Raw genomic sequence first — 24,263 nt, forward strand, 5'->3', positions numbered from 1 at the left:
GGCATTGGTCTCGGTTGTTCCGGATGCTCCGGATGCTTCAGAAGGTAAAGGCCGGCGGCAGCACGGCTTCGCGCAGCGGCTTGACATCGGTCTCGAAGACCTTGACGGTGTCATAGGCGCTGTCGGACTTGCGCGTGGTGACCTGCGCGCTCATGACCGGGGGAACGCCGACGATGGAGAACAGGCGGCCGCCCACCTTGAGCTGCTGCAGGAATTTTTCCGGCAGCACCGGCAGCGAGCCGGAAATCACGATTACATCGTACTGCGCGTCGCCCCAGCCCTGGGCGCCGTTGCCCTGGACCACTTCCACATTGGCCACGCCATAGGCGGACAGGTTCTTTTCCGCCATGGCCTTGAGCTCGGGATTGATTTCCACCGTGGTCACGTGGCGCGCCTTGTGGGCCAGCAGCGCTGCCATGTAGCCGGAGCCGGCGCCGATTTCCAGCACGCTCTCATGCTTCTTGACGGCCAGTTCTTCCATGATGCGCGCTTCGACCTTCGGCGCGAACATGGATTCGCCGCCCGGCAGCGGGATGTCGGTATCGACGAAGGCCAGGCTCTTGTAGGCGTCGGGCACGAATTCTTCGCGCTTGACCACCACCAGCATGTCGAGGACGTCCAGGGACAGCACATCCCACGGGCGGATTTGCTGTTCGATCATGTTGAAACGGGCTTTTTCGATGTTCATGTCAGGACCAGTGAGTCAGAAAGGAATGGGAAACAAACTCGCTATTTTATCAAACGGCATCGTTGTTTTTGCTTTGAAGCACCGGTGTTGCGGGCTTGCCATGATGCGCATCCGCCGTATCGCCGTGCCATTTGCGTCTTGCCCATGCTGCAAAATCGTCAAGATAAGTGTAGATCACCGGCACCACCACCAGGGTCAGCAGTGACGAAGTGATAATGCCGCCAATTACCGCCTGCCCCATGGGCGCGCGCTGCTCGGAGCCTTCGCCCAGGCCGAAGGCCAGCGGCACCATGCCGAACACCATCGCCAGCGTCGTCATCAGGATGGGGCGCAGGCGCACGTGCGCGGCTTCGAGCAGGGCGGAGGTGCGGTCGGCGCCGGCCTTGCGCGCCTGGTTGGCGAAGTCGACCAGCAGGATCGCATTCTTGGTCACCAGGCCCATCAGCATGATGAAGCCGATAATGGAAAACATGTTCAGCGTCGAGCGGAAGAACATCAGCGCCAGGAACACGCCGATCAGCGTCATCGGCAGCGCCGACATGATGGCCACCGGCTGCAGGAAGCTGGCGAACTGCGAGGCCAGGATCATGTAGATGAAGATGATCGCCAACAACAGCGCCGACAGCGCATAGCCGAAGGATTCCTGCATGCTCTTGGTGGAGCCGCCCATCTGGTAGCGGTAGCCCGGCTGCCAGTGCATGGCGTCGAGCACCTGGCGCACCTGCGCGCTGACCTCGCCGGGCGAGCGGCCGACCACGTTGGCCGACAGTTCGACCTCGCGGCTGAGATCGCGCCGGTTGATCTGGTTGGCGCCGGTGGACGGCGTGATGGTCGCCACCTGGCGCAGCGGCACCATGCGCGGCGTGCCGTCGGCATTGGTCTGCGTGCTGGCCAGCATCAGGCGCGACAGGTCGGCGGCATTGTCGCGGTCGGACGGGGCGAGACGTACCTTGACGTTGTAGTTCTCGTCATCCGGCGCACGCCAGGTGGTGGTTTCGTCGCCGGCCAGCAGCGGACGCAGCGCATTGCCGATCTGGGCCACGCCGACACCGAGGTCGGCGCCGATGTCGCGCTTGGGTTCGACCGCGATCGTCGGCTTTTCCGCCTTCAGGCTGGAATCGAGATCGACTACGCCGGGAATGGCGCGGATCTTGTCCATCGCCTCGTCGGTGAGCCGCGCCAGCTGCTTCAGGTCGGTGCCTTGCAGGCTCAGGCGCAGCTGCTTGTTGTCGCCGCCGACGCCGTCGAGCGAGCCGACATGGGTGACGGTAATGCCGGCCACCTGCAGCAGGCGCTGGCGCATGGGATTGGCGAGCTGGCCGGTGCTGCGTTCGCGCTCGCTGCGCGGCGCCAGCCGGATGAAGGTGGTCGCATAGTTCTTGCCCTGCGCCGAACCCGTATTGACGGTGGTGTAGAAGTCGCGCACTTCCGGGAATTCCCGCAGCACGCTCTCCACCTGGCGGGTTTTCGATTCGGTGAATTCCAGCGAGGAGCCGACCGGCGTGTAATAGGTCACGCCCATTTCCGAATAGTCGCCCTGCGGCACGAATTCGGTGCCGATCAGGCCGGACGCGGGAATGGCGAAGCCGGCGAAGAAGGTGGCAATCGCGATCAGCAGCGTCGCCATGCGGCGCCTGAGCGACCAGGCGAGCAGGCGCTGGTAGGTGCGCGACATCCATTGCACCAGGCCGTCGAACCAGGCGAGCACGCGGCCGATGGTGCGGCCGTACAAACTCTTGTCCTCATGCGTGCCGTGTGCCGCCGGGTCCTTCCAGACCGAGGACAGCATCGGGTCCAATGTGAACGACACGAACATCGAGATCAGCACCGCCGCCACGACGGTAATGCCGAACTGGTGGAAGAAGCGGCCGATGATGCCGCCCATGAAGCCCACCGGCAGGAACACGGCGACGATGGAGAAGGTCGTGGCCAGCACCGCCAGCCCGATCTCGGCGGTGCCTTCGAGCGAGGCGGTGCGGTGGTCCTTATAGCGGCCGTTCACCTTCATGCCGGCATGGCGCACGATGTTTTCCCGCACCACGATCGCATCGTCGATCAGCAGGCCCACGCACAGCGACAGCGCCATCAGCGTGATCATGTTGATGGTGAAGCCGAAGATGTACATGAACAGGAAGGTGCCGATGATGGCCACCGGCAAAGTCAGGCCGGTAATCACCGTCGAGCGCCAGGAGTTCAGGAACAGGAAGACGATGAGAATGGTCAGCACCGCGCCTTCGATCATGGTGCGCCGCACGTTGTCGACGCCGGTGCGGATTTGGCGCGAGCTGTCCTTGATGACCTCGATCTTCACGCCGGGGTAGAGCGCCTGCAGGCGCGGCTCCAGGTCGCGGATCGCTTCCTTCATGCCGTCGGCGACATCGATGGTGTTCTGGCCCTGTGCCTTGAGGATGGATACCGCCAGCGTGCGCTTGCCGTTGTAGAGCGCCAGGCTTTCCTGCTCTTCCTGGCCGTCGACCACGGTGGCGATCTGGGACAGCGTCACCGGCTGGCCGCCGCGCCGCGCGATGACGATGCGGTTGAAGTCCTGCGGGTTCTTCACCTTGCCTTGGATTTGCACCACCTTTTCGTCGGCGGACGAGCGGATGGCGCCGGTCGGCAATTCCTGGTTCTCGTTGCGCAGCGCATTCATCACCTGGTCGATGCCGATGCCCAGCGCTTCCATCTCGCCGGGGCGCACATAGATCTGGATCTCGCGCTTGACGCCGCCCACCAGCGTGACCGAACCCACGCCGCGCACGTTCTCCAGGCGCTTCTTCACCACCTGGTCGGCGATGGTGGTGAGTTCGCGCATGTCGCGCTGGCGCACCGAGGGGTCGCTGGTGACGGCGATCGACATGATGGGCTGGTCGGCCGGATCGAAGCGCATCACGCGCGGTTCCTTCACCTCGCGCCGGAACAGCGTCTTCACCAGGGCAACCTTCTCGCGCACGTCCTGTGCCGCCTGGGCCGGATCGATGGTCAGGTCGAACTCGATGATGACCACCGAGCTGCCTTCGTAGGAGCGGGAATACAGGTTCTTGATGCCGTTGATGGTGTTGACCGTTTCCTCGACCTTGCGGGTGATGTCGGACTCGATGGTCTCCGGCGAAGCGCCGGGATAATCGGTCTGCACCACGACGACGGGAAAGGTGATGTCGGGGAACTGGTCGACCCGCAGGCGCTGGTAGGAAAACAGCCCGAGCACGACCAGCACCATCATCATCATGGTGGCGAGGACCGGATTGCCGATGCTAATGCGGGTGAACCACATGGTGTGCCTTCGTTCAGCGTGCGGCGCAGCGTTTGTGATGCCGCTGCGCGCCGTATTCGTTCAATGTTTACTGAGTCGTTGCCGTGGCCGTGCTGGCGACCGGCGCGGGATTGGCATTGGGGCCGTTGACGTTGGGCCCCGCCTGAGTGCCGGCGCCGACCAGCCTGACCGCCGTTCCGGTGCGCAGCACGCCCAGGTTGGTCCTGACGATCTGCATGCCGGCATCGAGCCCGCCGGCAATTTCGACGGCTTCGATGCCGCCGCTGTCGCCGTTCTCTCCAAGCGTCACCGCGCGGCGCGTCAGCTTGCCGGCTTCGATCGCATACACGTAAGGCTCGCCGCCGTCGCGCTGGATCGCGGTGCGCGGCACCGTCAGCACGCCGCTTTTCTTCGCCAGCACCAGCTGCGCCTCGCCGAACATGCCCACGCGCAGTGCATTGTCGGGATTGGGGATCTGCACATAGACCAGGATGGAGCGCGAGCCCGACTGCGTCGCCGGATTGATGCGGGCCACCTTGCCGGGGAAGGGTTTCGACAGGCCTTCGATTTTTACTTCCACTTCCTGGCCGAGCGCCACGCTGCCGATTTCGGAAGCGGGCACGGCGGCCTCCATTTCCATCTGGCCAAGATCCACCACATCCAGCAGGCGGTTGTCGGCAGAGACTTTTTCGCCCGGCTGCACCGAGCGCATGCTGACCAGCCCGGCCATCGGCGACTTGATCACCGTGTCGCCCAGCGCCTTCTGCGCCACGTCGAGCGCGCCGCGCGCCGACTCCACGTTGGCGCGGGCGATGTCGTACTGGCTGGCGGCGTTGTCGAACGCATTCCTGGAAATGAAGCCCTTGTCGAGCAGCGCGCGGTTGTTGTCGCGCGACTTGGTAGCGATGTCGAGCTGTCCGCGCGCGGCAGCCAGCGCGCCCTGCGCCTGGCCGACGCGCGCCTGGTAATCGGCGGCGTCCATGCGTACCAGCACCTGGCCCTGTTTTACCGCCTCGCCTTCGCGCACCAGCACTTCGCGCACGTCGCCCGGCACGCGCGCTTTCACGCTCACCTGGTTGAGCGCGCGCAGCGAACCCGACAGCGGCATCAGCCGGCGCAGCTCGGCGGCCTGCACCTGCATCACGTCGGTCGGCAGGAATTCCATCACGGCCGGCGCTGCTGCGGCCGCGGCTTGCGGCGTCTTGCCGGCGGCGGGTTTTTTCAGCATGGCTGCGGCGATGCCGGCCACCAGCAGGCAGACGGCAAGAATGATCCAGAATGAACGGCGTTTCAGCATGATGTTTTCATCAGGAGGACGGCATGGCTGCAGGCTTGAGCACCCCGTGCAGGAGAAGGTCGATGAAACTGTTGAGGTACTTTTCCGGCGACATCGCGGCTTCGCCATGGCCCAGCGCGCCGAAGGAATGCTTCCATAGCAGCAGCATGATCATCGGCGCGCACACCACGTTCATTGCCTGCTTGATATCGATGTTGCGGAACTCGCCGCGCTCGATGCCGCGCTCGAGCATGCGCGCGATCATGGCATTGCCGCGCGAGATCACTTCATCGTGGTAGAACCTGGCCACTTCGGGGAAGTTGTTCGATTCGGCGACCATCAGCTTGGTAATGCCGGACAGCTTCGTCGTGCCCATGCGCTCCCACCAGCCGTGGGCGATATGGTGGAACAGGTCTGCGGTAGGGCCCTGGAAGCTGTCGACGATTTCTTCCGCTTCGCCCAGCACCGGCACCACGTTCTCGCGGACCACCGCCTTGAACAATTCTTCCTTGTTGGTGAAATACAGGTAGAGCGTTCCCTTGGACACGCCGGCCTGCGCCGCCACGTCATCGAGGCGGGTGGCTGCATAGCCGCGTTCGACGAACAGATCCAGCGCGGCGGCGAGCAGTTCCTGCGGGCGTGCTTCCTTGCGTCGGGTCCAGCGGGGCTTCTTGAAAGGGCAATTCATGTGGGAAATAAAATTGTGCAAATAACTTACTTACGAGTCAGTAATATAAGGTTGGGTATCCGCAGCGTCAAGGCGTTTATCCCACATTATTTGTACCGGCCATGCGATGTGCCGATGTACTTCTGTCTGACAAAGCTGTCAGGTAGTCGAAGCCGATACCCAGTAGAATCGCAGCATCTTCGAACCGCCCGCAGCGATCGGCGCGCACAGAAAGAACAGCGCCACGTTCTGACTCAATGTCCATGAATCTTATCGAAACAGAACAGCCGACTGTTCCTGCCCGTCATCCTGACCCCGGGCTCGGGCCTGCCGCCCGTTCGGGTGCCGCACCATGAGCAAGATGGCATGCCGGGCAGGGTGCGGCGCCTGCTGCATCGCGCCCTCGATTTCATCGGCGATTCCCGGCATGCCCGACGGCAAGCCGGCCGGCGTGCGCTGCATCCAGCTCGACGAGTTGAACCAATGCATGATTTTCGGCAAACCCGAACGGCCGGCTGTATGCGAAAGTCTGCAGGCGACGCGGGAGATGTGCGGCGAATCGAGCGGGCAGGCGATGCATTTCCTGGCGCAGCTGGAACGGCTTACCGCAGCCGATCCGGTAGATGGCTGATGGAGGGTCAATGAAATTCCGGTTGGGCTGGGTTTGCCAATGCATCCTGCTGGTGCTGCTGTGTTCCTGCGCCTCGCTGATGGGGCCGCAGACCCGTGAAATTCCGCTGGCAAGGCTGCAGGACGCGATTTCGCAGCGCTTTCCGTTCAATAACCGCTTCCTGCAGCTGCTCGACATTCGCGTGACCAATCCGCGCGTGTCGCTGCAGCCTGAAGGCAACCGCCTGCTGACCGGCATGGACATCTCGATTGCCCCTCCGCTGATCAACAGATCCTGGACCGGCAATCTTGCCATTTCGGGCAGGCCGCAGGTCGACATGGCGCGCTATGCGGTGGTATTGGCCGATCCGCGTGTCGAAGGCATGAACATCAACGGACTGGATCCGGCCTATGCCAGCCAGGTGACGCGCATCGGCAGCTTCCTCGCCGAACAGCTGCTGATGGACATGCCCCTGTACACCTTCCGGCCCGAGGACCTGAGGTTTGCCGGAACGAGCTTCAACCCGACTGCCATTGCGATGAGGCAAGACGCTGTCGTGATAACCTTCGAGCCGGTGAAATAATCCGCCGGCTTTTTCACCCGACCCGCGCGGCGCTGGTTCCCGCGGGTTTTTTATTGACCCGAATTTTCAACTCTTGAACTGAAACCCGTCTGCTTATGGATCTTACGCTTGCGCTCAAGGCGCTCATCATGGGTATCGTCGAAGGCCTGACCGAATTCCTGCCGATCTCCTCCACGGGCCACCTCATCCTCGCGGGCAGCCTGCTCAATTTCACCGGAGAGAAGGTCAAGGTATTCGAAATCGTGATCCAGGCCGGCGCAATGCTTGCAGTGTGCTGGGAATACCGGAAACGCATCGCCAGCGTGCTGACCGGCCTCGGCAGCGACCGCAAGGCGCAGCGCTTCGCGATGAATGTGATCATTGCCTTCATCCCCGCCGCCGCGCTCGGTTTCCTGTTCAACAAGGCCATCAAGGCGCATCTGTTCGCCCCGGTCCCGGTGGCGGCCGCCTTCATCGTCGGCGGCCTGGTCATCCTGTGGGTGGAGCGCCGCAACCGCAATTCGCCGAAGGCGGTTCGCATCGACTCGGTGGACGACATGACGGCGCTCGACGCGCTCAAGGTGGGACTGGCGCAATCCTTCGCGCTGATTCCGGGCACCAGCCGTTCCGGCGCGACCATCATCGGCGGCATGCTGTTCGGCCTGTCGCGCAAGGCAGCCACCGAGTTCTCCTTCTTTCTTGCGATTCCGACACTGTTCGCCGCGACCATCTATTCGCTCTACAAGTCGCGCGACCTACTGGAAATGTCCGACCTGCCCTGGTTCAGCGTCGGCGCGGCGGCGGCATTCGTGTCGGCCTTCCTGTGCGTGCGCTGGCTGCTGCGCTACATCAGCTCGCACGACTTCACGGTCTTCGCCTGGTACCGGATCGTGTTCGGTTTCATTGTCATTGCGTCAGCCTACGGCGGCTGGGTGGTGTGGGCGGATTGATACTGTCGCGCTGTGCCGTGCGGTGAAGTCGCCGCAACGGCGCAGCGCCGAGTCTGCATGCTCTAAAATAGCGGCATGTCTGAAATCGCTAGCAACGACCGTGCATTGCATATCCTCCAAACGGTCTTCGGTTATCCCTCGTTTCGCGGCCAGCAGGCCGATATCGTGAACCACGTCGCCCGTGGCGGCGACGCATTGGTGCTCATGCCCACCGGCGGCGGCAAGTCCCTCTGCTACCAGATCCCGGCGCTCATGCGCGACGGCGTCGGGGTGGTGGTGTCGCCGCTGATCGCGCTGATGCAGGACCAGGTCGATGCGCTCGCCGAAGTCGGCGTCCGCGCCGCCTTTCTCAATTCCACCCAGACTTTCGACGAAGCGATGCGTACCGAACGCATGGTGCGCAACGGCGAACTCGACCTGATCTACGTCGCGCCCGAGCGCCTGATGACGCCGCGCTGCCTCGACCTGCTGGAAGCGTCGAATATCGCCCTGTTCGCCATCGACGAAGCCCACTGCGTATCGCAATGGGGCCATGATTTCCGCCCGGAATATATCCGCCTGTCGGTGCTGCACGAGCGCTTCCCGCAGGTGCCGCGCATCGCGCTGACCGCCACCGCCGATCCGCAGACCCGCGCCGAGATCGCGCACCGGCTGCAGCTCGACGACGCGATGCAGTTCGTCTCTTCCTTTGACCGGCCCAACATCCGCTACCAGATCGTCGAAAAGACCAATGCCCGCAAGCAGGTACTCGACTTCATCAACGAGGAGCATCCGGGCGAGGCCGGCGTCGTGTATTGCCTGTCGCGCAAGAAGGTGGAGGAAACCGCCGAGTTCCTGCAGTCGCAGGGCATCAATGCCTTGCCGTATCACGCCGGCATGGACATGCCGGTGCGCACCGCCAACCAGGCGCGCTTCCTGCGCGAGGAAGCGATCGTGATGGTCGCTACCATCGCCTTCGGCATGGGCATCGACAAGCCGGACGTGCGCTTCGTCGCCCACCTCGACCTGCCGAAAAGCATAGAAGGCTATTACCAGGAAACCGGCCGCGCAGGCCGCGATGGCGCCCCGGCCGACGCCTGGATGGCCTACGGCCTGCAGGACGTGGTGCAGCAGCGCCGCATGATCGACGAATCCGAAGCCGACGACAATTTCAAGCGCGTGCAGTCCGCCAAGCTCGATGCCATGCTCGGCCTGTGCGAAACCCTCAACTGCCGGCGCGTGCGGCTGCTCGATTACTTCGGCCAGCCGTCCACGCCCTGCGGCAACTGCGACATCTGCCTCAACCCGCCGGTTTCCTTCGACGGCACGGTACCGATGCAGAAGCTGCTGTCGACCATCTATCGCGTCGACCAGCGCTTCGGCGCCGGCCATGTGATCGACGTGTTGCGCGGCATCGATTCCGACAAGGTCAGGCAGTGGCGGCATGACAAGCTGTCCACCTTCGGCATCGGCAGCGAGGTCAGCGAAGCGGAGTGGCGCGCCATCCTGCGCCAGGCCATCGCACTCGGCCTGGTGACGGTCGATCATGACGCCTATGGTTCGCTCAAGCTGACCGACGAGGCGCGTCCGGTGCTGAAAAGTGAACGCAGGATACAGCTGCGGCAATACCAGAAGCCGGTCAAGAAGCGGCGCGAAGCGGGCAGGTCGAAGGGCTATGTCGAGGCCGACCTGTCGAGCGCCGAGCAGGCGGTATTCGAAAAGCTGCGCTGGTGGCGCGTCGAAACCGCGCGCAAGCACAACGTACCGGCCTATGTGATTTTCCACGACGCGACCATGCGCGAGATCGCGAAGAACCGCCCCACGTCGCTGGAAGATCTGCGGCATGTATCCGGCGTAGGGGAGAAGAAGCTGCAGACCTACGGCGAGGAGATCGTGGCGCTGATTGCGGAACTGGAGTAGGCGCTGCGCCTCTGATCGTTCGTGTTCTCCGCCGCCGTGCGCCGGCCAGAACCGCCGGGGAAACGCCGGAACTCCTTGCAATCACCGTCGTGAAAGGGAACAGGGATGCTGAACAACGATCGGGCGCCGCAGGCCCTGCGCTGTGTTGTCATGGGTGTGAGCGGCTGCGGCAAGAGCAGCGTCGGCAAGGCGCTGGCAGAGCGCATCGGCATCGATTACGCGGAAGGCGATGACGACCATCCGCCTGCCAACATCGCCAAGATGTCATCCGGCATCCCGCTCGACGATGCTGACCGCCATGGCTGGCTGCTCCTGCTGCAGCAGCGTCTGCGCGCCGCGGCATCTTCCGGGAGCGGGCTGGTCCTGTCTTGTTCGGCGCTCAAGCGCAGTTACCGGGACCTGCTGCGCGAAGGCGATCCCCAGCTGTTTTTCCTGCACCTGGACGGCGACCGCGAGCTGATTGCCGAGCGCATGCAGGCAAGAGCCAACCACTTCATGCCCATGACGCTCCTCGACAGCCAGTTCCGCGACCTGGAGCCGCTGCAGCCCGACGAATTCGGCCTGCGCGTGGATATCCGCAACCCGCCTGATGCTCTGGTCGAAGAGGCGCTGCGTCACCTGCGGCAGCATTCGTTCACGGGGAAGCCGTGAGCTGCCCTGATTGGCATTCAAGGCAGTCCGATGCTTCCTGACGTTCATCCGCAATCAGGTTCCGTCTCGCTCATTGATCTGACCGAGACCGTGACAGTCCTTCAGTTCAACGCTTGACGAACACCAGATCCCAGACGCCGTGGCCGAGCTTGAGGCCGCGGTTCTCGAACTTGGTCACCGGCCGATAGTCCGGCCGCGGTGCGTAGCCGTCGGCGGTGTTTTTCAGTGTCGGCTCGTCGCCCAGCACCTGCAGCATCTGCTCCGCATATTCCTGCCAGTCGGTCGCGCAATGCAGGTAGCCGCCCGGCGCGAGGCGCGAGGCGAGCAGCTGCACGAAGGGCGGCTGGATCAGGCGGCGCTTGTTGTGGCGCGCCTTGTGCCAGGGATCGGGAAAGAACACATGCACGCCCGCCAGGGAATCCGGCTTTACCATGTGCGTGACGACTTCGAAGGCATCATGCTGGATCAAGCGCAGGTTCTGCAGGTTCTCTTCGCCGATCAGCTTGAGCAGGCTGCCCACGCCCGGCGTATGCACTTCCACGCCGACGAAATTCTTTTCCGGCATGCCTGCGGCGATCTTTGCCGTGGTATCGCCCATGCCGAAACCGATTTCGAGTATCGTCGGCGCGCCGCGTCCGAAGGCCTGGTCGAAATCGAAGGCCTGCTTCACATAGGGAATGCAGAACTGCGGTCCCAGCGTGTCGATGGCGCGAGCCTGCGCAGTCGACAGGCGCCCGGCGCGGGTGACGAAACTGCGGATGCGGTGCTCGGTCGGGTCGTACAGCATCTGGCGCGCGCTGCCGGTGTCGGCATCGTGATCTTCCCGAGAGCCCTGGTTGTCTTGGCCGTCATGGCTGGATGGTTTGTCGGACATGCTTGAATTGGAAAATTGCAAATAAAAATGGCACCCGCCGGTGCCATGCGTCTTGGTAAGCTGGAGCGGGTGAAGGGAATCGAACCCTCGTCGTAAGCTTGGGAAGCTTCTGCTCTACCATTGAGCTACACCCGCCAAGCCCTTATTTTAAGCCATTCCTTCCGACTTCTGGCCTCGTCCGCTCCGCAATTCTAAAAACCCGCTCCGCAAAACCGCGAATTTCTCACTTCGTCGGCTCCACAATCTTGCCGCGCCGCAGGTAATGGCGCTGGGTCGTTTTCACGTTGTCATGCCCCAGAAGATCGGCCGCCGCCTGCTGTCCGCGCTGGTCTGAGGTGTCGTCTGCCGCCTTCGCTCGAAGGTCGCGAAACTTGAAATTCTCGATCTGGTCAGCAAGCTCCGGATACTTCTTCTTTGCTGCAATCCTTGCCCGGTCGAAATGGCTGCGCAGCGCCGGCTGAGTGAATGGCTTGCCGTCGCTGTTCATGAGCAGCTGGTCATGGTTGATCTTGTGCTGGGCCTTGCGCACGGCAATCCTTCCCAGCAGCTCGGCCAGCGCGCCGGTGATCGAGATCCGCAGCCGCTTTTTGGTCTTGCCCTGGCTGACCTCGAGGAAACCGTTGGCGATGTCGCGGCCGCGCATCTTGAGCGTGTCGGCCGGTCGCTGGGCGGTGTAATAGGCAAGGTCGAGGGCGTCCCGCAGCGCCTCGCTGGCGCATTCCCGCACCGCGGCGAAAACCGTATCGGAAACGTAGGCGGTCTTCTTCTCGATCGAGTGCCCCATGATACCGGCGCATGGGTTCGGCAGATCGGTGTAACCCCATCCCCGGGCCGTATTCCACAGGACCGAGAACAGGCGCTTGCACCGGTTTGCCGTCGTCGGCTTGTCGCGGTGGTCATCGAGGAACGCCTGGATGTGCATCGGGCGGATCTGGTCGATAGGCGCGCTGCTGAAAGAAAACTTCAGGTGCTTCATGTCGCTGGTGTGCGTCTTGATCGTGTTGCGCGCCAAGGTCGGCAGCACGTCCCGCTCGTATCGCTCGATGACGGCGCCGAACGTCGCCGCCGGCGTCTCGGCATTCTTCCGCAGCTCCGCATACTTCTGAAGCGCGATCAGGTAATCATCCCCGAGGGGAATCTCCCGCCGCGGCTTTTCCCCTGTGTCAAAGTAGTAATAAACCTTGCCGCTGCGCTGCGCCCGTTTGCGCATGTGCTGCGGCATGTTGAGGTTCTTACTTGGCTTTCTTCCCATGACGCGGCATCTCCCACTTCGGCTGATGTTGTATCTGCTCTTTTTTGCCTTCGATTGCCGACCTGGTAACGACCGGCTTCCCCACAGCATTCACGAAGAATGCAATGCCCATCTTGCGGAGGGCTTCTATCTGCTTGGACTTGAACTTGCGGCCGGTAAATTCGGCCAGTTCGTTTTCGTCCAGGAAGGTAGCACTCATGATTTACCTCTCTTTCTCCTAAGCGGGTTCGAATAGATCGCGGTTCATCAGGCGATTACGCCGCGTCTGTCGTGCGTTCTCAGCGTGGTGCTGGGCGTCGTGCCGCAGATGGCAGCGCTGGCACCAGGCGCGAAGGTTGGTCGGGTCGCAGTTCTCGGGAATGTGGTCGAGGTGGGCGATCGTGAGAACGACGTCGATCCACTTGCCTGTTCCTTCGTAGTCGGCATGCCGAACGCGACCGAGCTGGGCGCCGTTGTCGGCGTCAAAGACATAGCCATCCATGTCCATGAATGTGCCGACGTTTTCACCGGCGCCGCGCGTGATCCGCGCACGGTTCGGCACCCGGCATGCTTCGCAGCAGTTGCCGGCGCGTTCAAGAATCGCGGCCCGAATCTGCTTCCAGTTCTCCGGATGGCGATGCTTGTTCTCTGGCTTAATCGGCATGATCAGCGATCTTTCTCGATGCGGGCGTCAATGATGATGTTCTCCGCGTCAGCGAACGACTCGAAGCTGGCCGGCGGCGTTTTGGATGCCTCACACCACCGGACATAGGCGGTATATCGGTACTTGACCAGAGCCCGCCAGCGCTCCGCATCTTTGTCTCGCTGCTCTGGCACCTGCTCATCGAACGGCACCCAGTCGTAATTGCTCAAGGCATGCGGAGCGGCCCGGTAACTGGTGGCGCGCTCTGGCGTCACGGCCGGTGCCGGCTTGCGCTTCAAAATCGCATCCAGCATGCGGCGCTCGATGCCATGATTCACTGACTCGGTGCAGTTTTCCGGATAGACGCCGAATGCCTTGAAAACAGCAAGACGCTGCTCTGCGTTCAGATCCCTGAAAAAGCGAAAACGGATGTCGTCGTCAGTCATGCCGCCATCCTCAGCGCCTCGACGCGCTTGAACTCCACCACCCAGACCCATGGATTTGCTTCCCAGCTGCCGGCGCCGTTGATCGACTCCCAGAGGGATCGGTAGCTGTGCCGGGCATTGGTGAAGTCGTTGTAGCCGTAGTCGAGGTAATCGCACCAGTTGCACTCGCCACTGCGCTCAATGCCCTCGGCGATCGCATCTGCCTCACTGCAGTCGGTCAGCCGCTCGATGCGCACACCGGTGATTTCCAAGTCAATGCGGCTTGCCGCGCGTGGCATGTGAATGGAAGGACGCCAGGCCGTATGCCGTTTCTGATCTTCTCCGTCGGCGCGGTAGACGAAGTCCCGGTCTAGCTCTACGCTGCGCCCGTCTATCACGTCGTAGTCGATGAACTGGGCGAAGGTCTCGCGCACCCAAAGCCGGTCGCCTGTCTGGCCGAACTTGCAGCGGAAAACAGTTCCCTCCGGCTTCGGATCTCGGGTCATCAGGCCGACCCACTGCTTACCGGCGGCTTCACCTTCCATTGGGAGTACATCCAGCGGCTGCACGAGGAGAGCGCGCCGCGTCTGAGTCTTGGTCCCGTCGAGGATGGCGCGCACCATCGGCGCGCTGAAAAGGATAGGGCGTTCTTTCATATCAACCTGCCAGCCGGTGGACGGTTACGCCGGTGATGCCCTTTGGGAGCTCTGACTGCTTTTCCAAGAATCCGCTACCGTTCTGGCCCGTCACCTTAGCATGCTCTACCTCGACTTTCGCCGTGTTCACCATGACTTGGGCGAGGTCGGAAATTGTCTTGGCACGATCGATATCCATCTTGCCCTCCTTGACTGCGTCGATCGTGTCGAACAGGACGCTGCGCAGGTCCTCAATGGTTTTCTTGCTCATGTGCTTTGCTCCGCTTGTTGATGTGGCGGGTGAGGACAGCGCGCAGCTGAATCACCTCGTTAATTTCAGGAGGCAGGTTGTGCCTGGTATTTCGCTTCATCCATTCCACTTTGCTGACAAGCTCAAGATTCGAAGGGGTGAAGTTGAATCGATCGCCGTCTCGGAAGGAGATCATGTGACCATTTGGGATTGGGCATCCGGAGATCTGCTGCCACAGTACGTGGTGCTTTGGGCGCCAAGCATCAGGCCAGCCGCCATCGGCCACCTTCAGCCATACATAACCCATGTGCATCTTCTCGCTGCCGACGTCCATGTAGTTGACCGGGCGCTGCCCCTTCTTGAACTGGGTTGCAGGGCTAAGACTCAAGCCCTTCTTCCCCTGCGTCCACGGCACGTTACCTTTGGCGAAGCGCGAGGATGCGCCGCGGGCCCCATCAGTGCGGCCTGAGAGTGCAGGGTCTGCAAAGAACGCTTCCGACTTTTTCAGTCCTAGTTTTTTCGCCCTGGCATAGACGATGTGAACCTTCATCCCTAGCGCGGCAGCAAGGTCGGCAGCTTTCTCATTCGGGTAGCGACGGGAAAGCTCGGCATCGAGCTCAGCAGTCCAGATGATCCGAGGCGGCAAAATCCCGCGCGACTTAGTCATTTTTGGGCCCCTCCGGCATCTCAGCCCAGTGCGTCGGATTTGCCGGCATGCCGTCTGCGAATTTCCATGCCTCGCCATCGTGATACCCCGGCCAGACCGGCTCGTCCGAGGTTGGATCGAACAGCATGACGGTCATGTCGCTGTCCGGCATCCGCTCGGACACCATCGTCCATGTGAGGGTGTTAGCGCTGGAGCCACATGTCGGTGTGGCGGCAAGGCCATCTTCAACCGCAGCGTTCCACCCACCAGTGAAGCCGGAATGCATAGCGGCATAGATGTGGTCAGGGATTGCGCCGGCGGGCACGAAACCGCATACCGCCCAATGCTGGGCGAGAGCATCTTGGAACCGCTGCACATAGTCCGGATTTGCTTCTGGTGCAGCTTCCAGCACTTCGGCGAGGTGAGTTGAGATGCTCTCCTTCATGCAGAAGCATCGGTCGAATTCCCCGCCATCGTTGTGGAGGAAGCAGTTGACGCCGTGGGGCGTTTTCTCGATGTGCTCGAGCGCATGCTTCAGCGCATTGATGAGTGTGTCGCTCATTATTGGCCCCCATCGATAAATCGTGGGATTGCGGTTTTGAGGGCAGCTCTGGCTTTCTCTGCATCGCCCAATGTCTTTACCATTGCGCGACCGCCGAAGTAGTGCCAATCCATCGTTGGCACGCCTTCACGCCGGCAAGCTTCCGTTACGATGCCCTCCATTGCCAGCTTGCCGCCGTCCATGATGGCGACAACGGTGCCGTTTTCGTGAATTTCTTTATCGCATGGGGGTGGCGTGTCATCGGTAGATGCCGCGTCATCTACCTGGGGAGCGGCGGCAAGCATAGCGGCGTAGCAGAGGCGAGCCTTGTGCGCAGCCTGTTGGCAGCCCGTCATCTGCTCAAATGCTTCCCAGTCTTCCGGCTTGCTGAAGAATCGATCCGGCCATGATTCGAAGCCCGCAACGACCATACTTTCGGTCGGCTCTACCGGCACAACCGCATAACCCTGTTTTGCTTCAGGTACGGCAGGCTGCAACATGGCGCATTTGCTGCGCAGCGTCTCGATTTCCTTGCGCATGATATCGGCGCGGTGCTTACCAAGTGAGTCAAGTGGGAAGGTGCTCAGTTGCTCCTGTACCCAGTCGGTCTTATAGCTCCATTCCTGCCAAGCGATCTTGTATTTATCGCGCTCGGCTCGCAGCGCTTCAATCTCAGCCTGCGCGACCCGGAGAATGGCGCGGCCAAAGGAAACGACATCCTGTTCCAGAAAGCCTACCCAGACACCATCAGCGGGATGGCCGTTCGAATTTGCGATTTCTTTAATCTGATCGTCAGTGAGTGTGGTCATGCTGCTTCCTATGGGAGAGCCGGCCGCTGCTACTTCACCTGATGGTGGACATTTCGCGGCGCCGGCTCGGTGAGTCGTTACGCTGCTTCCTGCAGATCGTCCTGGTCGCCGATCTCGGAGATGAGGCTGACGTGCACCTCGCTGGAGATCATGGTCAGCAGCTTGGCCGCGTCGGTCTCAGTCGGGCGGACCTGCACGCGGAAGCTGACGACGACGGTGCCGCCTTCTTGGCAGGTGAACTTGAAGTGATCGACCTTCGATTCCGAGAAGACGATGTCGTCTTCGTCGCGCACGCCGTGGTGCACGCGGAATTGCATGTGCTCGAAGGTGTCGTCCCACTTGAGGGCGCCGAGCTTCGGGTTGCGCAGGTTGGGCGCGTGGGTCTTGTCGTCGACCAGATCACCCTGGACAGACTCGTCCTTGAAATAGATGGCGTTCTTCAAGGTCGACGAGAACATGGACAGGACGTCGTTCGGCATGCGTGCATCAATGGAGAGGTCGCAGGCGAGGACGTTATCGTCCCCATGTTTTTCTGCCCTCGCATTTACATTGGTTAACTTCACTAGGGTGTGGTCGAGATCAAACATTGATGATTCCTTGGTTTTAGTTTTGGTTGAAGAGGTGAGTCCAGATACGGCGGTTTTTGATGTCAGAGACGATGGCTGCCGAGATCCCGTAGCTGCTGGCGATTGCCCGGTAGGTCCGTGGATCGATGTCGATTGCTCTGACTGCTTCTTCCGTGAGCTTTGCGAAATGGTTCGCTACGCCCTTGGCCGGACGCCTGCGGCCCTTGGCGTCCATGTCGGCGATGTTGTCCTTCTGAGTGCCCAAGAAGAGATGGTCAGGGTTCACGCATGCAGGTGTATCGCAGCGATGCAGAACCCTCATTCCTGCGGCAATGGGGCCGACGTAAAGAGCGTAGGAAACCGCATGAGCTCCGAAGTCTTTGCTGTTGATCGTCATGGCTCCATAGCCCCAAGAATTCTTTGCGCCTGCCCAGAGCCAACATCCGGGCGTGATCCGCACCTTGGCGTCGAAGCGCTTTTTGACTATGGCGTGGTCAATCCCGAACATTGGATTCCTCTCTATCCTTTAGTTAAGCGGCGAGCTGTTCCATGAACTGGTGACCGGCGGCCATCGCGTGGCGCGAGATCGCGGCGCAGATCTTGGGGAAGTCAGCGTTGTGATAGAGCTTGGCGTTCTTGTCCGTCGCCGCCGGTGGGATGCCGAGGCTTGACAGGAAATCGGCAGTCACGTTGAATCCGAGCATGTCGTTGATCTGGCCGAGGCGCAGGGTCGGCGTGCGTGATGCCATGGGGACGACCTGTGCGGGCGCTGCCAGCGGCTGCTCGGCTGCGGTAGCCTCCTCGACGCGGCGGGTCTGCGCGGCTTCGAGCATTGCCTGTTGGCGCGCGGCAGCGACTTCAACTTCGTGCCGACGGCGCAGTGCGGCCGCTTCCTTCTCGAAAGCCGCATTTACTGCCTCTTCGGCTTTCTTGCGTTCTTCTGCAGCGATACGCTCGCGCTCATCCGCAAGGCGCTTTTCTTCGGCCGCTTTGTGCTCGGCGATGCGGGCGGTGATCACGGCCTGGCAGTCGTCCGGAGCCTTGAGCACCAGCTGGCCAGCGTCAGCGAACAGGAAGGCATGGTCCTTGGCCTGCTCGCGCAGCGCGGTCAGGTTTTTCTGGATGCGGTCAGCGGCGGCATTCGCTTCGATCTTGGCGTTGGCCAGCGTGGTGGAAACCGCGTCGCGCAGGCTGGTGACGGTCTTCTTACCCTTCATGGCACCGGCGAAGTCAGCCGCAACCGTTGGCATGTATGGCTTGCCGAGTCGTTCGTTGAGCGATGCGATGTGGTCCCGCAGCGCGTTCACGCCATCGATCCTGATCTCCTCACGGACTTGTTCCTTGCGGGCCTTGACCAGCTTGTCGAGCTCCAAGCGCGTTGCGCGTGCTTGGGCTTTGATCTCTTCGATCGTGCGGAAAAGGGTATCGATACTCTCGGTCTGGCTTAGCGCATGCTGCTTTGCTGCGTCCAGGCGGTCCTCGACGTCGCCGCACCATTTGACTGTCTTCTCGGCGTCGGCGAAGTCCTGATCCGTCTTCAGGTCGCGGTTGATGTTGCCAAAGACAGCCAGCGCATGATCGCGGAAAGTGCCGAGGTTGCTGGCGGTGACCAGGCCGGTGACCTCGATGCGCAGCGCGGGCAAGGATTCCGGTGTGCGGCCGACGGCTTCCACCTTGGCCTCTGGCGCCACGTAGGCTTCCAGATCGATCTCGAACTGCTTCCAGCCCTCAACTATCTTCACTGCGAGATCCAGATTGGCTTCGTACCAGCAATGACGCTCTTCAACCAGCTGGTCGCCGTTCCATGTAGACGCCATGAAGAGGATCTTGCTGGCGCCGGAAACCATGCACTGCTGTTCCATCTGCACCTGGTAATGCATCGGCAGGTCGGCGCCAGTGCAGCCGTTCACCATGACCGCGCGTAGATCGTCATTTAGAGACTTGTGCTCGAAGCCGACGTCCTCGGCCATGGTCAGGCCGTCAAAGGAGGCGGACAGCCTGCCCTTGGAGCCGACCACCGGATAGATGTCCTGCCCGATGATCTGCTCGGCCAGCGGGCGGGCGAGGGCTTCAAAGCGGTGGCCATCGTCGAAGCGACGCTGAGTCATGGCGTCGACTTCTTGAGCGACGCCTGTATGCATCTCGCGCAGCAGCTCGGAACGGGACTTATATGGCGAGCAACCCATCATTGCTGGCGCGTCGCTGGCGTTGAAATGGTTGGCGCGATATGCCTTCCATTCGGGTGATCCTTGGACCAGATCATGGATGATCATTGCTTGCCCTCCTCAGCAGTTGCCCAGGATGCGATCTCCATCTTCTGTTCATCAGAGAGCAGTTCCTTGGTCTGGATGAATGCGATCAGGTCATTGACCGACTTCTTGCCGGATTCGACGATACCCTTCCAGCCAGCCTTTTTCTTTTCGAAGTCTTCCGCGGTGCAGGTTGGCAGCTGCTTCTTGCCTGCGTCGGCGCTGCTGGTGCCACTCTGCTCGGCCTTGTTCTCCATGACCGCCTTCCAAGTAGTCTCGCCCTCGCTGATTGCTGCCCACAGGCCAGTGAGGTCGACCAGCTCAGCAGGTGAGCAGCTGTCGAGGTCGTGTCCAAGATAGGCAACCAGGTCAACGGCCTTCACCCCGATGCGGCCGAACTCGTCGACGATGCGCTTGCGCTTTGCGTCGGGATCGCGCGCAGCATCGTCCTCCCGCACCTTCTTGATCAGCTCAATCGCTTCGTCTTGGATGTCGCCGGGGATCATCCGAAGCCCCAGCGTACGCACAGCTTTCGAAATCAAGGCGCCGCGCTTGTTCAGCAGATCATCGTCCGTGGCCAAGACCGTGTAGACCGGCTTGTTGTAGCTGTTCATCCGCATGGAGATATACGTGCCGTCGTCCATCGGTTTCGAGCGTTCGACGGTCTTGGAGACCTTCACATCCAGCTCGTAGGTAGTGTTGGACTCCAGATCAGTAACCCGAACACGGATGATTTCCTTGATCTGGTCTTCGTAAATGGTCGGCTGCTCGACCAAGATGTTCCGCATATGGCGGATGGACACTTCGGTGAAGCGAATGCCCAAGCCCTCAATACCTTTGCCGACGGGCTTGCGGTAATAGGCGCTGGGATTGTTGGCGAAGGAAGGGCGACGGCATTCCTTCAGGATGTCTTGCCGCACCTGGTCCCAGTTGCGGGGGCGCTGCAGGGCCATGATGTAGCGAGCCTCAACCATTGCCTTGGCCTGAGCTGCAACGGCTGCGGTCGCAGTTTCCTGTATGGCCAAGGTGGTATTGGTGCCACCAAATTCCTGGCGAACGGCCAGTGCGTTACTCGATACATCAGTCATGCAGGTCTCCAGATGAGCAGGGTGGAATTACTTCGAGGCGATCTGAGTCGGCGCGCTGCAGGCAAGCAGGGTCGGCTCGGTGTGGAAAGCGTTGACGTAGACGACCAGCGCGGCCAGGGAGGCGGCGATCGTGCCGTAGAGGATGCCGACGCTGTGATCCGGGGCGCGGCGCTCGACCGGCGGACGCGGTACCGGCCAGCCGATCAGGTGGTCGCTCTGCACATGCGGCCGGTTCAGGCGGGCACGTTCGGCGATGCGGTCCTTGGCATTGCGGATAACGTTATCTGCGCGGCGCAACATCAGCGCAATCTGGATGCGGTCAACAAAGGTCATGCGATCCTCACGAATTGAAGAATGACGCCGGCGATAGCGTCGCTGTGGAAGTACAGCGCCCAGAAGAACGCTGCGAAGAAGGAAAGGAGTGCGATCACAGAGCCACCTCGGCGGCGGCTTCAGCTGCCTTGAGCGCTTCTTCTTCGAGCAGGTCGCGCGCGGATGTCGGCAACCAGTCGCGGATGTTGGCGCCAGCGGACAGCATCATGGCGATGCCGTCGTTGTCGAGTTCGATCGGCTCCAGGGCGATGACGCGGCCGATGCTGACGTAGGGCGGAAAGCCTTCTTGGCTGGCGTCCGGATCAGCGCAGAGGATGGCGGGCTGGCCGGGATGAGCGCTGAACTCGACCTCCACGCGGGCCGGCTTGGTCTGGACGACCTTGGAGAGTGCGACGGCGCCGGCGAAGACAGTTAGCTTCAGCTCGTCGATCTGGGTCACGAGCTTCATACGGCGCCTGCCTTTTCCAGCGCAGCGCGTGCGATGTCGGAGATACGGCCGAGAGTGGTGCGACGGTGCTCATTGCTGCCGAGCGCAAAGGAGTCGTCTGCCTGCTGGATGATCTGTTCAAGTGCTTTCGTCAGACCTTCCGTCGTGCTCGCGGATTTCGCCGGTGGGCGTGGTTTGTGGGTCGCCTGCATTACTTCTCCCAAAGAAACTAGGTTGAAACTGAGCGTGCGCTGGAGTGGCAAATCACTTTGCCGCACCTCGGTTCGATGGGATAATAATAGTACGACTATTTTAGAAAATCAATAGTCCTACTATTTTATGATGCGCTGTCTTGGAGCTAATGTAGAAAAAGCCCCGGTGGGCTTGGCGATATTGGGAGGAATATGGATGCGAATGGAATGCTTGACGCGCTCAGTCACGCGGCGATCGGGGCTGTTGTCTGGGGCCTAGCGATATCAGTTATAGAGAAATTCAAACGGGCGAAGAGGCGTGAGCCCATAGCGCAATCAGGAGAGGGAATGCGAAAGAAAAAGCGAGGGGGCGCAGGAGCGCCGTGGGTATTTGACGGGCCTTATGACCCGTACCGGCAGCTGCTCTACTGTATGAGCAAGCTAAAGTTTTGTTTGAGAGAGGCGCAGAAGGAATCGCCTACAGCCACAGCTCATCAATACGACATCGAGCTTTCGATTATCGAGTTGAAGCTACGCGACGTCTGGCGAGCAATGCTCAAATGCCCGGAAATTGCTGACGAATTCAACAAGCTGAGTAGGCAGTATCCCTTCGAGCGTTTGGATAAAAAGACGCCAGAAGTAGGAGGATCAGATGCCAGCTAAGCGCAAAAAATATGACCCGGACGTGGCGCTCTGGGTTTTGGATGGGCCTTACGACCCGATCAGGCACATGATGGATACGGTGAGGACGTTGGAATTTTCAATCGCGGAAGGGCGAAAGGAAGCAGTTGGGGCGCACGAAAGCACAATCGACGCTATCTTTTACTGCATTGAGAGGCGGCTGAAGCACTATAAGGCAGCCGTTCTCAGCCACCCGGCAATTGCCGCTGAAGTAGCTCAAGTCGATCCGAAATATCCCTACCGACGTCTCGTAGAAGGAGCGACCAGCGGGAATGAATTGGATGAGAGTTAGCTCTCAGTCGATGCAATTCCGCATTTGCTTTACGGAGCGGCGGCTGGAAGTACATCCGCTCCCATTCCGTCTGCGGTAGTCGGTTATCCTCAACCTTCCCGCGATCGGCGGATTCCTTAATGTCTCGCTTCAGCTCCGTCAGTAGATGCTGGCAGCGCTGCACCTCATAGTCGCCCAAGCTAGTCTTGCCTGCGATCAGGGAGACAATCTCGATAATGCGGGCTTCGTAGGAGCGGAGGGCGTCAGCCACCCGTTTCACCTCGTCGATAATCGCCATTCTTCTACGTCCTTGTCTTGATCTTTCGTGCCGGCACAGGATGGGCAACGTAGTACATCCAAACGATTTTCTCTGGCGGGGCTGAAATGATTTGGTTGTTGTTTAGGCTTCCCAATCGCACTGCACCGCGGCGGCCTAGCAGTTGCTTAATTAATGTTTCGCCCGTTCCAAGGCGAACGAGAACAAAATCCTCTATTTCAGGCTCCGTGTTTGGCTCGACCAAGGCGTATTCCCCAGGGTAGAACCGAGGAATCATCGAGTCGCCCTCCACAGGTACAAGGAACGCATTGGGGTCGGAGGATGCGACCTCTGCGTATTCGGCAGAAAAGCCAGGGGGATAGCCCCCATCATCGTCCCAAGCCCGCTCAGGGAACCCTCCCATCGCCTTACCGAATACCGGGATGCGCCGGAATTTCCCATTGGGTATCGGAAACGACCCGGGCGGCATATCGTGGCTAGGCATTGTTGTCTTCGCCTCGATAAAGGTGACCGATCCGTCGTCGCCAAGAATAGCCGCATCAACTATTTTCATCTGGCTCGCTAATGACGGCGAGACCTCTTCCGGGCGGAAGTTGAGCGCCTTTGCAAATTTCAACAATGCAGATAGGTTGAGCGGTATTTTCCCCCTCAGATACTGGGAGACAGTGCCTTGCGTTTTCCAGCCGCAATCATGAGCGAGACTTTCTTGAGTAAGCGCTGAATTTTTCGCCTTCCTCTCCTCGAATAGGAGGCTCAGGCGCTCTGCGTCTTTCTTCTGTTCTTCATTAAGCGGTTTTGCTGGCATGCGGAAACATTAATAGTATTACTCTTAGACCGCAAACAGTCAGACTATTGATATTTTCAAATAGTAGGACTATTATTCTGGTGTCGGCGCAGTCATGCGCGTTCACCAGGAATAAAAATGCATCTCGATGATTATTTGCAGGCCGAGGGAATATCGCAGGGCGACTTTGGAAAAAAACTGATCCCGCCCGCATCCCAGGGGTTGGTCAGTCAATGGATTCGCGGTATTACCCGCATCACCCTCGATTACGCATTGCAGATCCAAGGTGCGACAGATAACAAAGTTGCGCCTCAGGATTGTGCTGACATGTATAGCAATCCAGCAAAGCGGGTTTCGGTTTCCACTTCGAGCGAAAAGCCGAAGCATCCTAACCGTCGCCACGACGACCCGAAGGTGGCCGCGTGAGTGATGAACTGACCCAGCAAGCCGAGCCAGTCGATTTCCACGTCGAAGTAACGACGTATTCGCTTATGGCTGGCCCTTCAACACGATTTGAAGTAAGTCGATTGCCCGCTGAGCAGCATCCTTCTGCGTCTGTGCAACTGTCCTGTCTGATTTCGACGGAATTGACACCGTCACAGACACAGTCTCTTGCGCGCCTTCTGCATTCGTCTGCACAACAAATTCTACAAGTTGCTTCTGACCCAGCGACGTAACGGTTACTGAGTTGGCCGTGAAATGACTCATGGTCATAGGAGGTTCCTTTCAAGTTAAACAAAGTTGGGGAACTGAAATTTAGCACGTCTGGAACCTCCTTCCTTTTAAGCA

Annotated in this window: 31 protein-coding genes and 1 tRNA gene; 7 read left to right on the plus strand and 25 right to left on the minus strand. The window is 60.5% G+C overall.

Features of this window, described 5'->3' with window-relative positions:
• Positions 1-37: 37 nt before the first annotated feature.
• The 4 genes from IGW03_RS01720 to IGW03_RS01735 all read right to left on the minus strand — a co-directional run bounded on the left by IGW03_RS01720 (position 38) and on the right by IGW03_RS01735 (position 5,902).
• Complete coding sequence (locus IGW03_RS01720) at positions 38-688, minus strand: protein-L-isoaspartate O-methyltransferase family protein (RefSeq protein WP_194720769.1); 651 nt, start codon at positions 686-688, stop codon at positions 38-40.
• A 49-nt stretch (positions 689-737) separates the two neighbouring features.
• Positions 738-3,959: an efflux RND transporter permease subunit gene (locus IGW03_RS01725; protein ID WP_194720770.1), complete on the minus strand. Its 3,222-nt coding sequence runs from the start codon at positions 3,957-3,959 to the stop codon at positions 738-740.
• Between the two features lie 67 nt (positions 3,960-4,026).
• A complete protein-coding gene (locus tag IGW03_RS01730) occupies positions 4,027-5,235 on the minus strand; it encodes an efflux RND transporter periplasmic adaptor subunit (RefSeq protein WP_228534897.1) in 1,209 nt (402 codons plus the stop codon).
• A gap of 10 nt (positions 5,236-5,245) precedes the next feature.
• Positions 5,246-5,902, minus strand: a complete 657-nt coding sequence (locus tag IGW03_RS01735; RefSeq protein ID WP_194720771.1) for a TetR/AcrR family transcriptional regulator — start codon at positions 5,900-5,902, stop codon at positions 5,246-5,248.
• 340 nt (positions 5,903-6,242) lie between these two features.
• Here IGW03_RS01735 and IGW03_RS01740 point away from each other — a divergent pair, with 340 nt between their 5' ends.
• From IGW03_RS01740 to IGW03_RS01760, 5 genes are all read left to right on the plus strand, one after another.
• A complete protein-coding gene (locus tag IGW03_RS01740; protein ID WP_228534974.1) occupies positions 6,243-6,512 on the plus strand; it encodes a YkgJ family cysteine cluster protein in 270 nt (89 codons plus the stop codon).
• 10 nt (positions 6,513-6,522) lie between these two features.
• Positions 6,523-7,074, plus strand: coding sequence for a DUF1439 domain-containing protein (locus IGW03_RS01745; RefSeq protein ID WP_194720773.1), 552 nt, complete (start codon positions 6,523-6,525; stop codon positions 7,072-7,074).
• 95 nt (positions 7,075-7,169) lie between these two features.
• Positions 7,170-8,003, plus strand: a complete 834-nt coding sequence (locus tag IGW03_RS01750) for an undecaprenyl-diphosphate phosphatase (RefSeq protein ID WP_194720774.1) — start codon at positions 7,170-7,172, stop codon at positions 8,001-8,003.
• Positions 8,004-8,078: 75 nt separating this feature from the next.
• Positions 8,079-9,902 carry a DNA helicase RecQ gene (gene recQ, locus IGW03_RS01755; RefSeq protein ID WP_194720775.1) on the plus strand — a complete coding sequence of 608 codons (1,824 nt, stop codon included), beginning with the start codon at positions 8,079-8,081 and terminating at the stop codon, positions 9,900-9,902.
• Between the two features lie 105 nt (positions 9,903-10,007).
• The gene (locus IGW03_RS01760) at positions 10,008-10,553 is read left to right on the plus strand and encodes a gluconokinase (RefSeq protein ID WP_228534899.1); all 546 of its coding nucleotides are present in this window, start codon (positions 10,008-10,010) and stop codon (positions 10,551-10,553) included.
• A gap of 106 nt (positions 10,554-10,659) precedes the next feature.
• Here IGW03_RS01760 and trmB read toward each other — a convergent pair whose 3' ends face one another.
• From trmB to IGW03_RS01850, 18 genes are all read right to left on the minus strand, one after another.
• Positions 10,660-11,340: a tRNA (guanosine(46)-N7)-methyltransferase TrmB gene (trmB, locus tag IGW03_RS01765; protein WP_228534976.1), complete on the minus strand. Its 681-nt coding sequence runs from the start codon at positions 11,338-11,340 to the stop codon at positions 10,660-10,662.
• A 148-nt stretch (positions 11,341-11,488) separates the two neighbouring features.
• Positions 11,489-11,562, minus strand: a tRNA-Gly gene (locus tag IGW03_RS01770).
• Between the two features lie 88 nt (positions 11,563-11,650).
• A complete protein-coding gene (locus IGW03_RS01775) occupies positions 11,651-12,679 on the minus strand; it encodes a tyrosine-type recombinase/integrase (RefSeq protein ID WP_194720777.1) in 1,029 nt (342 codons plus the stop codon).
• On the minus strand, positions 12,660-12,878 hold the full coding sequence (locus IGW03_RS01780; protein ID WP_194720778.1) for a DUF4224 domain-containing protein: 219 nt from the start codon (positions 12,876-12,878) through the stop codon (positions 12,660-12,662). The genes IGW03_RS01775 and IGW03_RS01780 overlap by 20 nt, the downstream gene beginning before the upstream one ends.
• Positions 12,879-12,896: 18 nt before the next feature.
• Positions 12,897-13,322 carry a hypothetical protein gene (locus IGW03_RS01785; protein WP_194720779.1) on the minus strand — a complete coding sequence of 142 codons (426 nt, stop codon included), beginning with the start codon at positions 13,320-13,322 and terminating at the stop codon, positions 12,897-12,899.
• A 2-nt stretch (positions 13,323-13,324) separates the two neighbouring features.
• On the minus strand, positions 13,325-13,747 hold the full coding sequence (locus IGW03_RS01790) for a hypothetical protein (protein WP_194720780.1): 423 nt from the start codon (positions 13,745-13,747) through the stop codon (positions 13,325-13,327).
• Entirely contained in the window at positions 13,744-14,382 is a 639-nt protein-coding gene (locus IGW03_RS01795) for a hypothetical protein (RefSeq protein ID WP_194720781.1), read from the minus strand. Before IGW03_RS01795 ends, IGW03_RS01790 begins: the two co-directional genes overlap by 4 nt.
• 1 nt (position 14,383) lies before the next feature.
• Positions 14,384-14,632, minus strand: coding sequence for a hypothetical protein (locus tag IGW03_RS01800; protein WP_194720782.1), 249 nt, complete (start codon positions 14,630-14,632; stop codon positions 14,384-14,386).
• A complete protein-coding gene (locus tag IGW03_RS01805) occupies positions 14,613-15,278 on the minus strand; it encodes an HNH endonuclease signature motif containing protein (protein ID WP_194720783.1) in 666 nt (221 codons plus the stop codon). The genes IGW03_RS01800 and IGW03_RS01805 overlap by 20 nt, the downstream gene beginning before the upstream one ends.
• Positions 15,271-15,819, minus strand: a complete 549-nt coding sequence (locus tag IGW03_RS01810) for a DUF551 domain-containing protein (protein ID WP_194720784.1) — start codon at positions 15,817-15,819, stop codon at positions 15,271-15,273. Before IGW03_RS01810 ends, IGW03_RS01805 begins: the two co-directional genes overlap by 8 nt.
• Positions 15,819-16,607, minus strand: a complete 789-nt coding sequence (locus IGW03_RS01815; RefSeq protein WP_194720785.1) for a hypothetical protein — start codon at positions 16,605-16,607, stop codon at positions 15,819-15,821. The genes IGW03_RS01810 and IGW03_RS01815 overlap by 1 nt, the downstream gene beginning before the upstream one ends.
• Before the next feature lie 77 nt (positions 16,608-16,684).
• Positions 16,685-17,194: a hypothetical protein gene (locus tag IGW03_RS01820; protein WP_194720786.1), complete on the minus strand. Its 510-nt coding sequence runs from the start codon at positions 17,192-17,194 to the stop codon at positions 16,685-16,687.
• Between the two features lie 16 nt (positions 17,195-17,210).
• Positions 17,211-17,681 carry an HNH endonuclease signature motif containing protein gene (locus IGW03_RS01825; RefSeq protein ID WP_194720787.1) on the minus strand — a complete coding sequence of 157 codons (471 nt, stop codon included), beginning with the start codon at positions 17,679-17,681 and terminating at the stop codon, positions 17,211-17,213.
• 22 nt (positions 17,682-17,703) lie between these two features.
• Positions 17,704-19,446 carry a YqaJ viral recombinase family protein gene (locus IGW03_RS01830; RefSeq protein ID WP_194720788.1) on the minus strand — a complete coding sequence of 581 codons (1,743 nt, stop codon included), beginning with the start codon at positions 19,444-19,446 and terminating at the stop codon, positions 17,704-17,706.
• The gene (locus IGW03_RS01835; protein WP_228534901.1) at positions 19,443-20,375 is read right to left on the minus strand and encodes a hypothetical protein; all 933 of its coding nucleotides are present in this window, start codon (positions 20,373-20,375) and stop codon (positions 19,443-19,445) included. Before IGW03_RS01835 ends, IGW03_RS01830 begins: the two co-directional genes overlap by 4 nt.
• Before the next feature lie 162 nt (positions 20,376-20,537).
• The gene (locus tag IGW03_RS01840) at positions 20,538-20,843 is read right to left on the minus strand and encodes a hypothetical protein (RefSeq protein ID WP_194720790.1); all 306 of its coding nucleotides are present in this window, start codon (positions 20,841-20,843) and stop codon (positions 20,538-20,540) included.
• 94 nt (positions 20,844-20,937) lie between these two features.
• Complete coding sequence (locus IGW03_RS01845) at positions 20,938-21,291, minus strand: hypothetical protein (protein ID WP_194720791.1); 354 nt, start codon at positions 21,289-21,291, stop codon at positions 20,938-20,940.
• Complete coding sequence (locus IGW03_RS01850) at positions 21,288-21,482, minus strand: hypothetical protein (protein WP_194720792.1); 195 nt, start codon at positions 21,480-21,482, stop codon at positions 21,288-21,290. The genes IGW03_RS01845 and IGW03_RS01850 overlap by 4 nt, the downstream gene beginning before the upstream one ends.
• A gap of 327 nt (positions 21,483-21,809) precedes the next feature.
• On the opposite strand from IGW03_RS01850, the gene IGW03_RS01855 reads away from it, so the two are divergent.
• On the plus strand, positions 21,810-22,124 hold the full coding sequence (locus tag IGW03_RS01855) for a hypothetical protein (protein ID WP_194720793.1): 315 nt from the start codon (positions 21,810-21,812) through the stop codon (positions 22,122-22,124).
• A 203-nt stretch (positions 22,125-22,327) separates the two neighbouring features.
• Here IGW03_RS01855 and IGW03_RS01860 read toward each other — a convergent pair whose 3' ends face one another.
• Together IGW03_RS01860 and IGW03_RS01865 are read right to left on the minus strand one after the other, a co-directional pair.
• Positions 22,328-22,711, minus strand: coding sequence for a hypothetical protein (locus tag IGW03_RS01860; RefSeq protein ID WP_194720794.1), 384 nt, complete (start codon positions 22,709-22,711; stop codon positions 22,328-22,330).
• Between the two features lie 4 nt (positions 22,712-22,715).
• The gene (locus IGW03_RS01865) at positions 22,716-23,495 is read right to left on the minus strand and encodes an XRE family transcriptional regulator (RefSeq protein WP_194720795.1); all 780 of its coding nucleotides are present in this window, start codon (positions 23,493-23,495) and stop codon (positions 22,716-22,718) included.
• Between the two features lie 117 nt (positions 23,496-23,612).
• Between IGW03_RS01865 and IGW03_RS01870 the strand changes: the two genes are divergently transcribed.
• Complete coding sequence (locus IGW03_RS01870) at positions 23,613-23,900, plus strand: helix-turn-helix domain-containing protein (RefSeq protein WP_194720796.1); 288 nt, start codon at positions 23,613-23,615, stop codon at positions 23,898-23,900.
• Positions 23,901-23,963: 63 nt separating this feature from the next.
• On the opposite strand, the gene IGW03_RS01875 is transcribed toward IGW03_RS01870, so the two are convergent.
• The gene (locus IGW03_RS01875) at positions 23,964-24,188 is read right to left on the minus strand and encodes a hypothetical protein (protein WP_194720797.1); all 225 of its coding nucleotides are present in this window, start codon (positions 24,186-24,188) and stop codon (positions 23,964-23,966) included.
• Between the last annotated feature and the right edge of the window lie 75 nt (positions 24,189-24,263).

Source organism: Noviherbaspirillum malthae (genome assembly GCF_015352985.1).
In the GTDB taxonomy this organism is placed as follows: domain Bacteria; phylum Pseudomonadota; class Gammaproteobacteria; order Burkholderiales; family Burkholderiaceae_D; genus Noviherbaspirillum; species Noviherbaspirillum malthae.

Bases quoted from the DNA above. Each gene is read 5' to 3' on its own strand.
- IGW03_RS01720 (WP_194720769.1), bottom strand. From the start codon at position 688: ATGAACATCGAAAAAGCCCGTTTCAACATGATCGAACAGCAAATCCGC.
- IGW03_RS01725 (WP_194720770.1), bottom strand. From the start codon at position 3,959: ATGTGGTTCACCCGCATTAGCATCGGCAATCCGGTCCTCGCCACCATG.
- IGW03_RS01730 (WP_228534897.1), bottom strand. From the start codon at position 5,235: ATGCTGAAACGCCGTTCATTCTGGATCATTCTTGCCGTCTGCCTGCTG.
- IGW03_RS01735 (WP_194720771.1), bottom strand. From the start codon at position 5,902: ATGAATTGCCCTTTCAAGAAGCCCCGCTGGACCCGACGCAAGGAAGCA.
- IGW03_RS01740 (WP_228534974.1), top strand. From the start codon at position 6,243: ATGGCATGCCGGGCAGGGTGCGGCGCCTGCTGCATCGCGCCCTCGATT.
- IGW03_RS01745 (WP_194720773.1), top strand. From the start codon at position 6,523: ATGAAATTCCGGTTGGGCTGGGTTTGCCAATGCATCCTGCTGGTGCTG.
- IGW03_RS01750 (WP_194720774.1), top strand. From the start codon at position 7,170: ATGGATCTTACGCTTGCGCTCAAGGCGCTCATCATGGGTATCGTCGAA.
- recQ (WP_194720775.1), top strand. From the start codon at position 8,079: ATGTCTGAAATCGCTAGCAACGACCGTGCATTGCATATCCTCCAAACG.
- IGW03_RS01760 (WP_228534899.1), top strand. From the start codon at position 10,008: ATGCTGAACAACGATCGGGCGCCGCAGGCCCTGCGCTGTGTTGTCATG.
- trmB (WP_228534976.1), bottom strand. From the start codon at position 11,340: ATGCTGTACGACCCGACCGAGCACCGCATCCGCAGTTTCGTCACCCGC.
- IGW03_RS01775 (WP_194720777.1), bottom strand. From the start codon at position 12,679: ATGGGAAGAAAGCCAAGTAAGAACCTCAACATGCCGCAGCACATGCGC.
- IGW03_RS01780 (WP_194720778.1), bottom strand. From the start codon at position 12,878: ATGAGTGCTACCTTCCTGGACGAAAACGAACTGGCCGAATTTACCGGC.
- IGW03_RS01785 (WP_194720779.1), bottom strand. From the start codon at position 13,322: ATGCCGATTAAGCCAGAGAACAAGCATCGCCATCCGGAGAACTGGAAG.
- IGW03_RS01790 (WP_194720780.1), bottom strand. From the start codon at position 13,747: ATGACTGACGACGACATCCGTTTTCGCTTTTTCAGGGATCTGAACGCA.
- IGW03_RS01795 (WP_194720781.1), bottom strand. From the start codon at position 14,382: ATGAAAGAACGCCCTATCCTTTTCAGCGCGCCGATGGTGCGCGCCATC.
- IGW03_RS01800 (WP_194720782.1), bottom strand. From the start codon at position 14,632: ATGAGCAAGAAAACCATTGAGGACCTGCGCAGCGTCCTGTTCGACACG.
- IGW03_RS01805 (WP_194720783.1), bottom strand. From the start codon at position 15,278: ATGACTAAGTCGCGCGGGATTTTGCCGCCTCGGATCATCTGGACTGCT.
- IGW03_RS01810 (WP_194720784.1), bottom strand. From the start codon at position 15,819: ATGAGCGACACACTCATCAATGCGCTGAAGCATGCGCTCGAGCACATC.
- IGW03_RS01815 (WP_194720785.1), bottom strand. From the start codon at position 16,607: ATGACCACACTCACTGACGATCAGATTAAAGAAATCGCAAATTCGAAC.
- IGW03_RS01820 (WP_194720786.1), bottom strand. From the start codon at position 17,194: ATGTTTGATCTCGACCACACCCTAGTGAAGTTAACCAATGTAAATGCG.
- IGW03_RS01825 (WP_194720787.1), bottom strand. From the start codon at position 17,681: ATGTTCGGGATTGACCACGCCATAGTCAAAAAGCGCTTCGACGCCAAG.
- IGW03_RS01830 (WP_194720788.1), bottom strand. From the start codon at position 19,446: ATGATCATCCATGATCTGGTCCAAGGATCACCCGAATGGAAGGCATAT.
- IGW03_RS01835 (WP_228534901.1), bottom strand. From the start codon at position 20,375: ATGGCCCTGCAGCGCCCCCGCAACTGGGACCAGGTGCGGCAAGACATC.
- IGW03_RS01840 (WP_194720790.1), bottom strand. From the start codon at position 20,843: ATGACCTTTGTTGACCGCATCCAGATTGCGCTGATGTTGCGCCGCGCA.
- IGW03_RS01845 (WP_194720791.1), bottom strand. From the start codon at position 21,291: ATGAAGCTCGTGACCCAGATCGACGAGCTGAAGCTAACTGTCTTCGCC.
- IGW03_RS01850 (WP_194720792.1), bottom strand. From the start codon at position 21,482: ATGCAGGCGACCCACAAACCACGCCCACCGGCGAAATCCGCGAGCACG.
- IGW03_RS01855 (WP_194720793.1), top strand. From the start codon at position 21,810: ATGCGAAAGAAAAAGCGAGGGGGCGCAGGAGCGCCGTGGGTATTTGAC.
- IGW03_RS01860 (WP_194720794.1), bottom strand. From the start codon at position 22,711: ATGGCGATTATCGACGAGGTGAAACGGGTGGCTGACGCCCTCCGCTCC.
- IGW03_RS01865 (WP_194720795.1), bottom strand. From the start codon at position 23,495: ATGCCAGCAAAACCGCTTAATGAAGAACAGAAGAAAGACGCAGAGCGC.
- IGW03_RS01870 (WP_194720796.1), top strand. From the start codon at position 23,613: ATGCATCTCGATGATTATTTGCAGGCCGAGGGAATATCGCAGGGCGAC.
- IGW03_RS01875 (WP_194720797.1), bottom strand. From the start codon at position 24,188: ATGACCATGAGTCATTTCACGGCCAACTCAGTAACCGTTACGTCGCTG.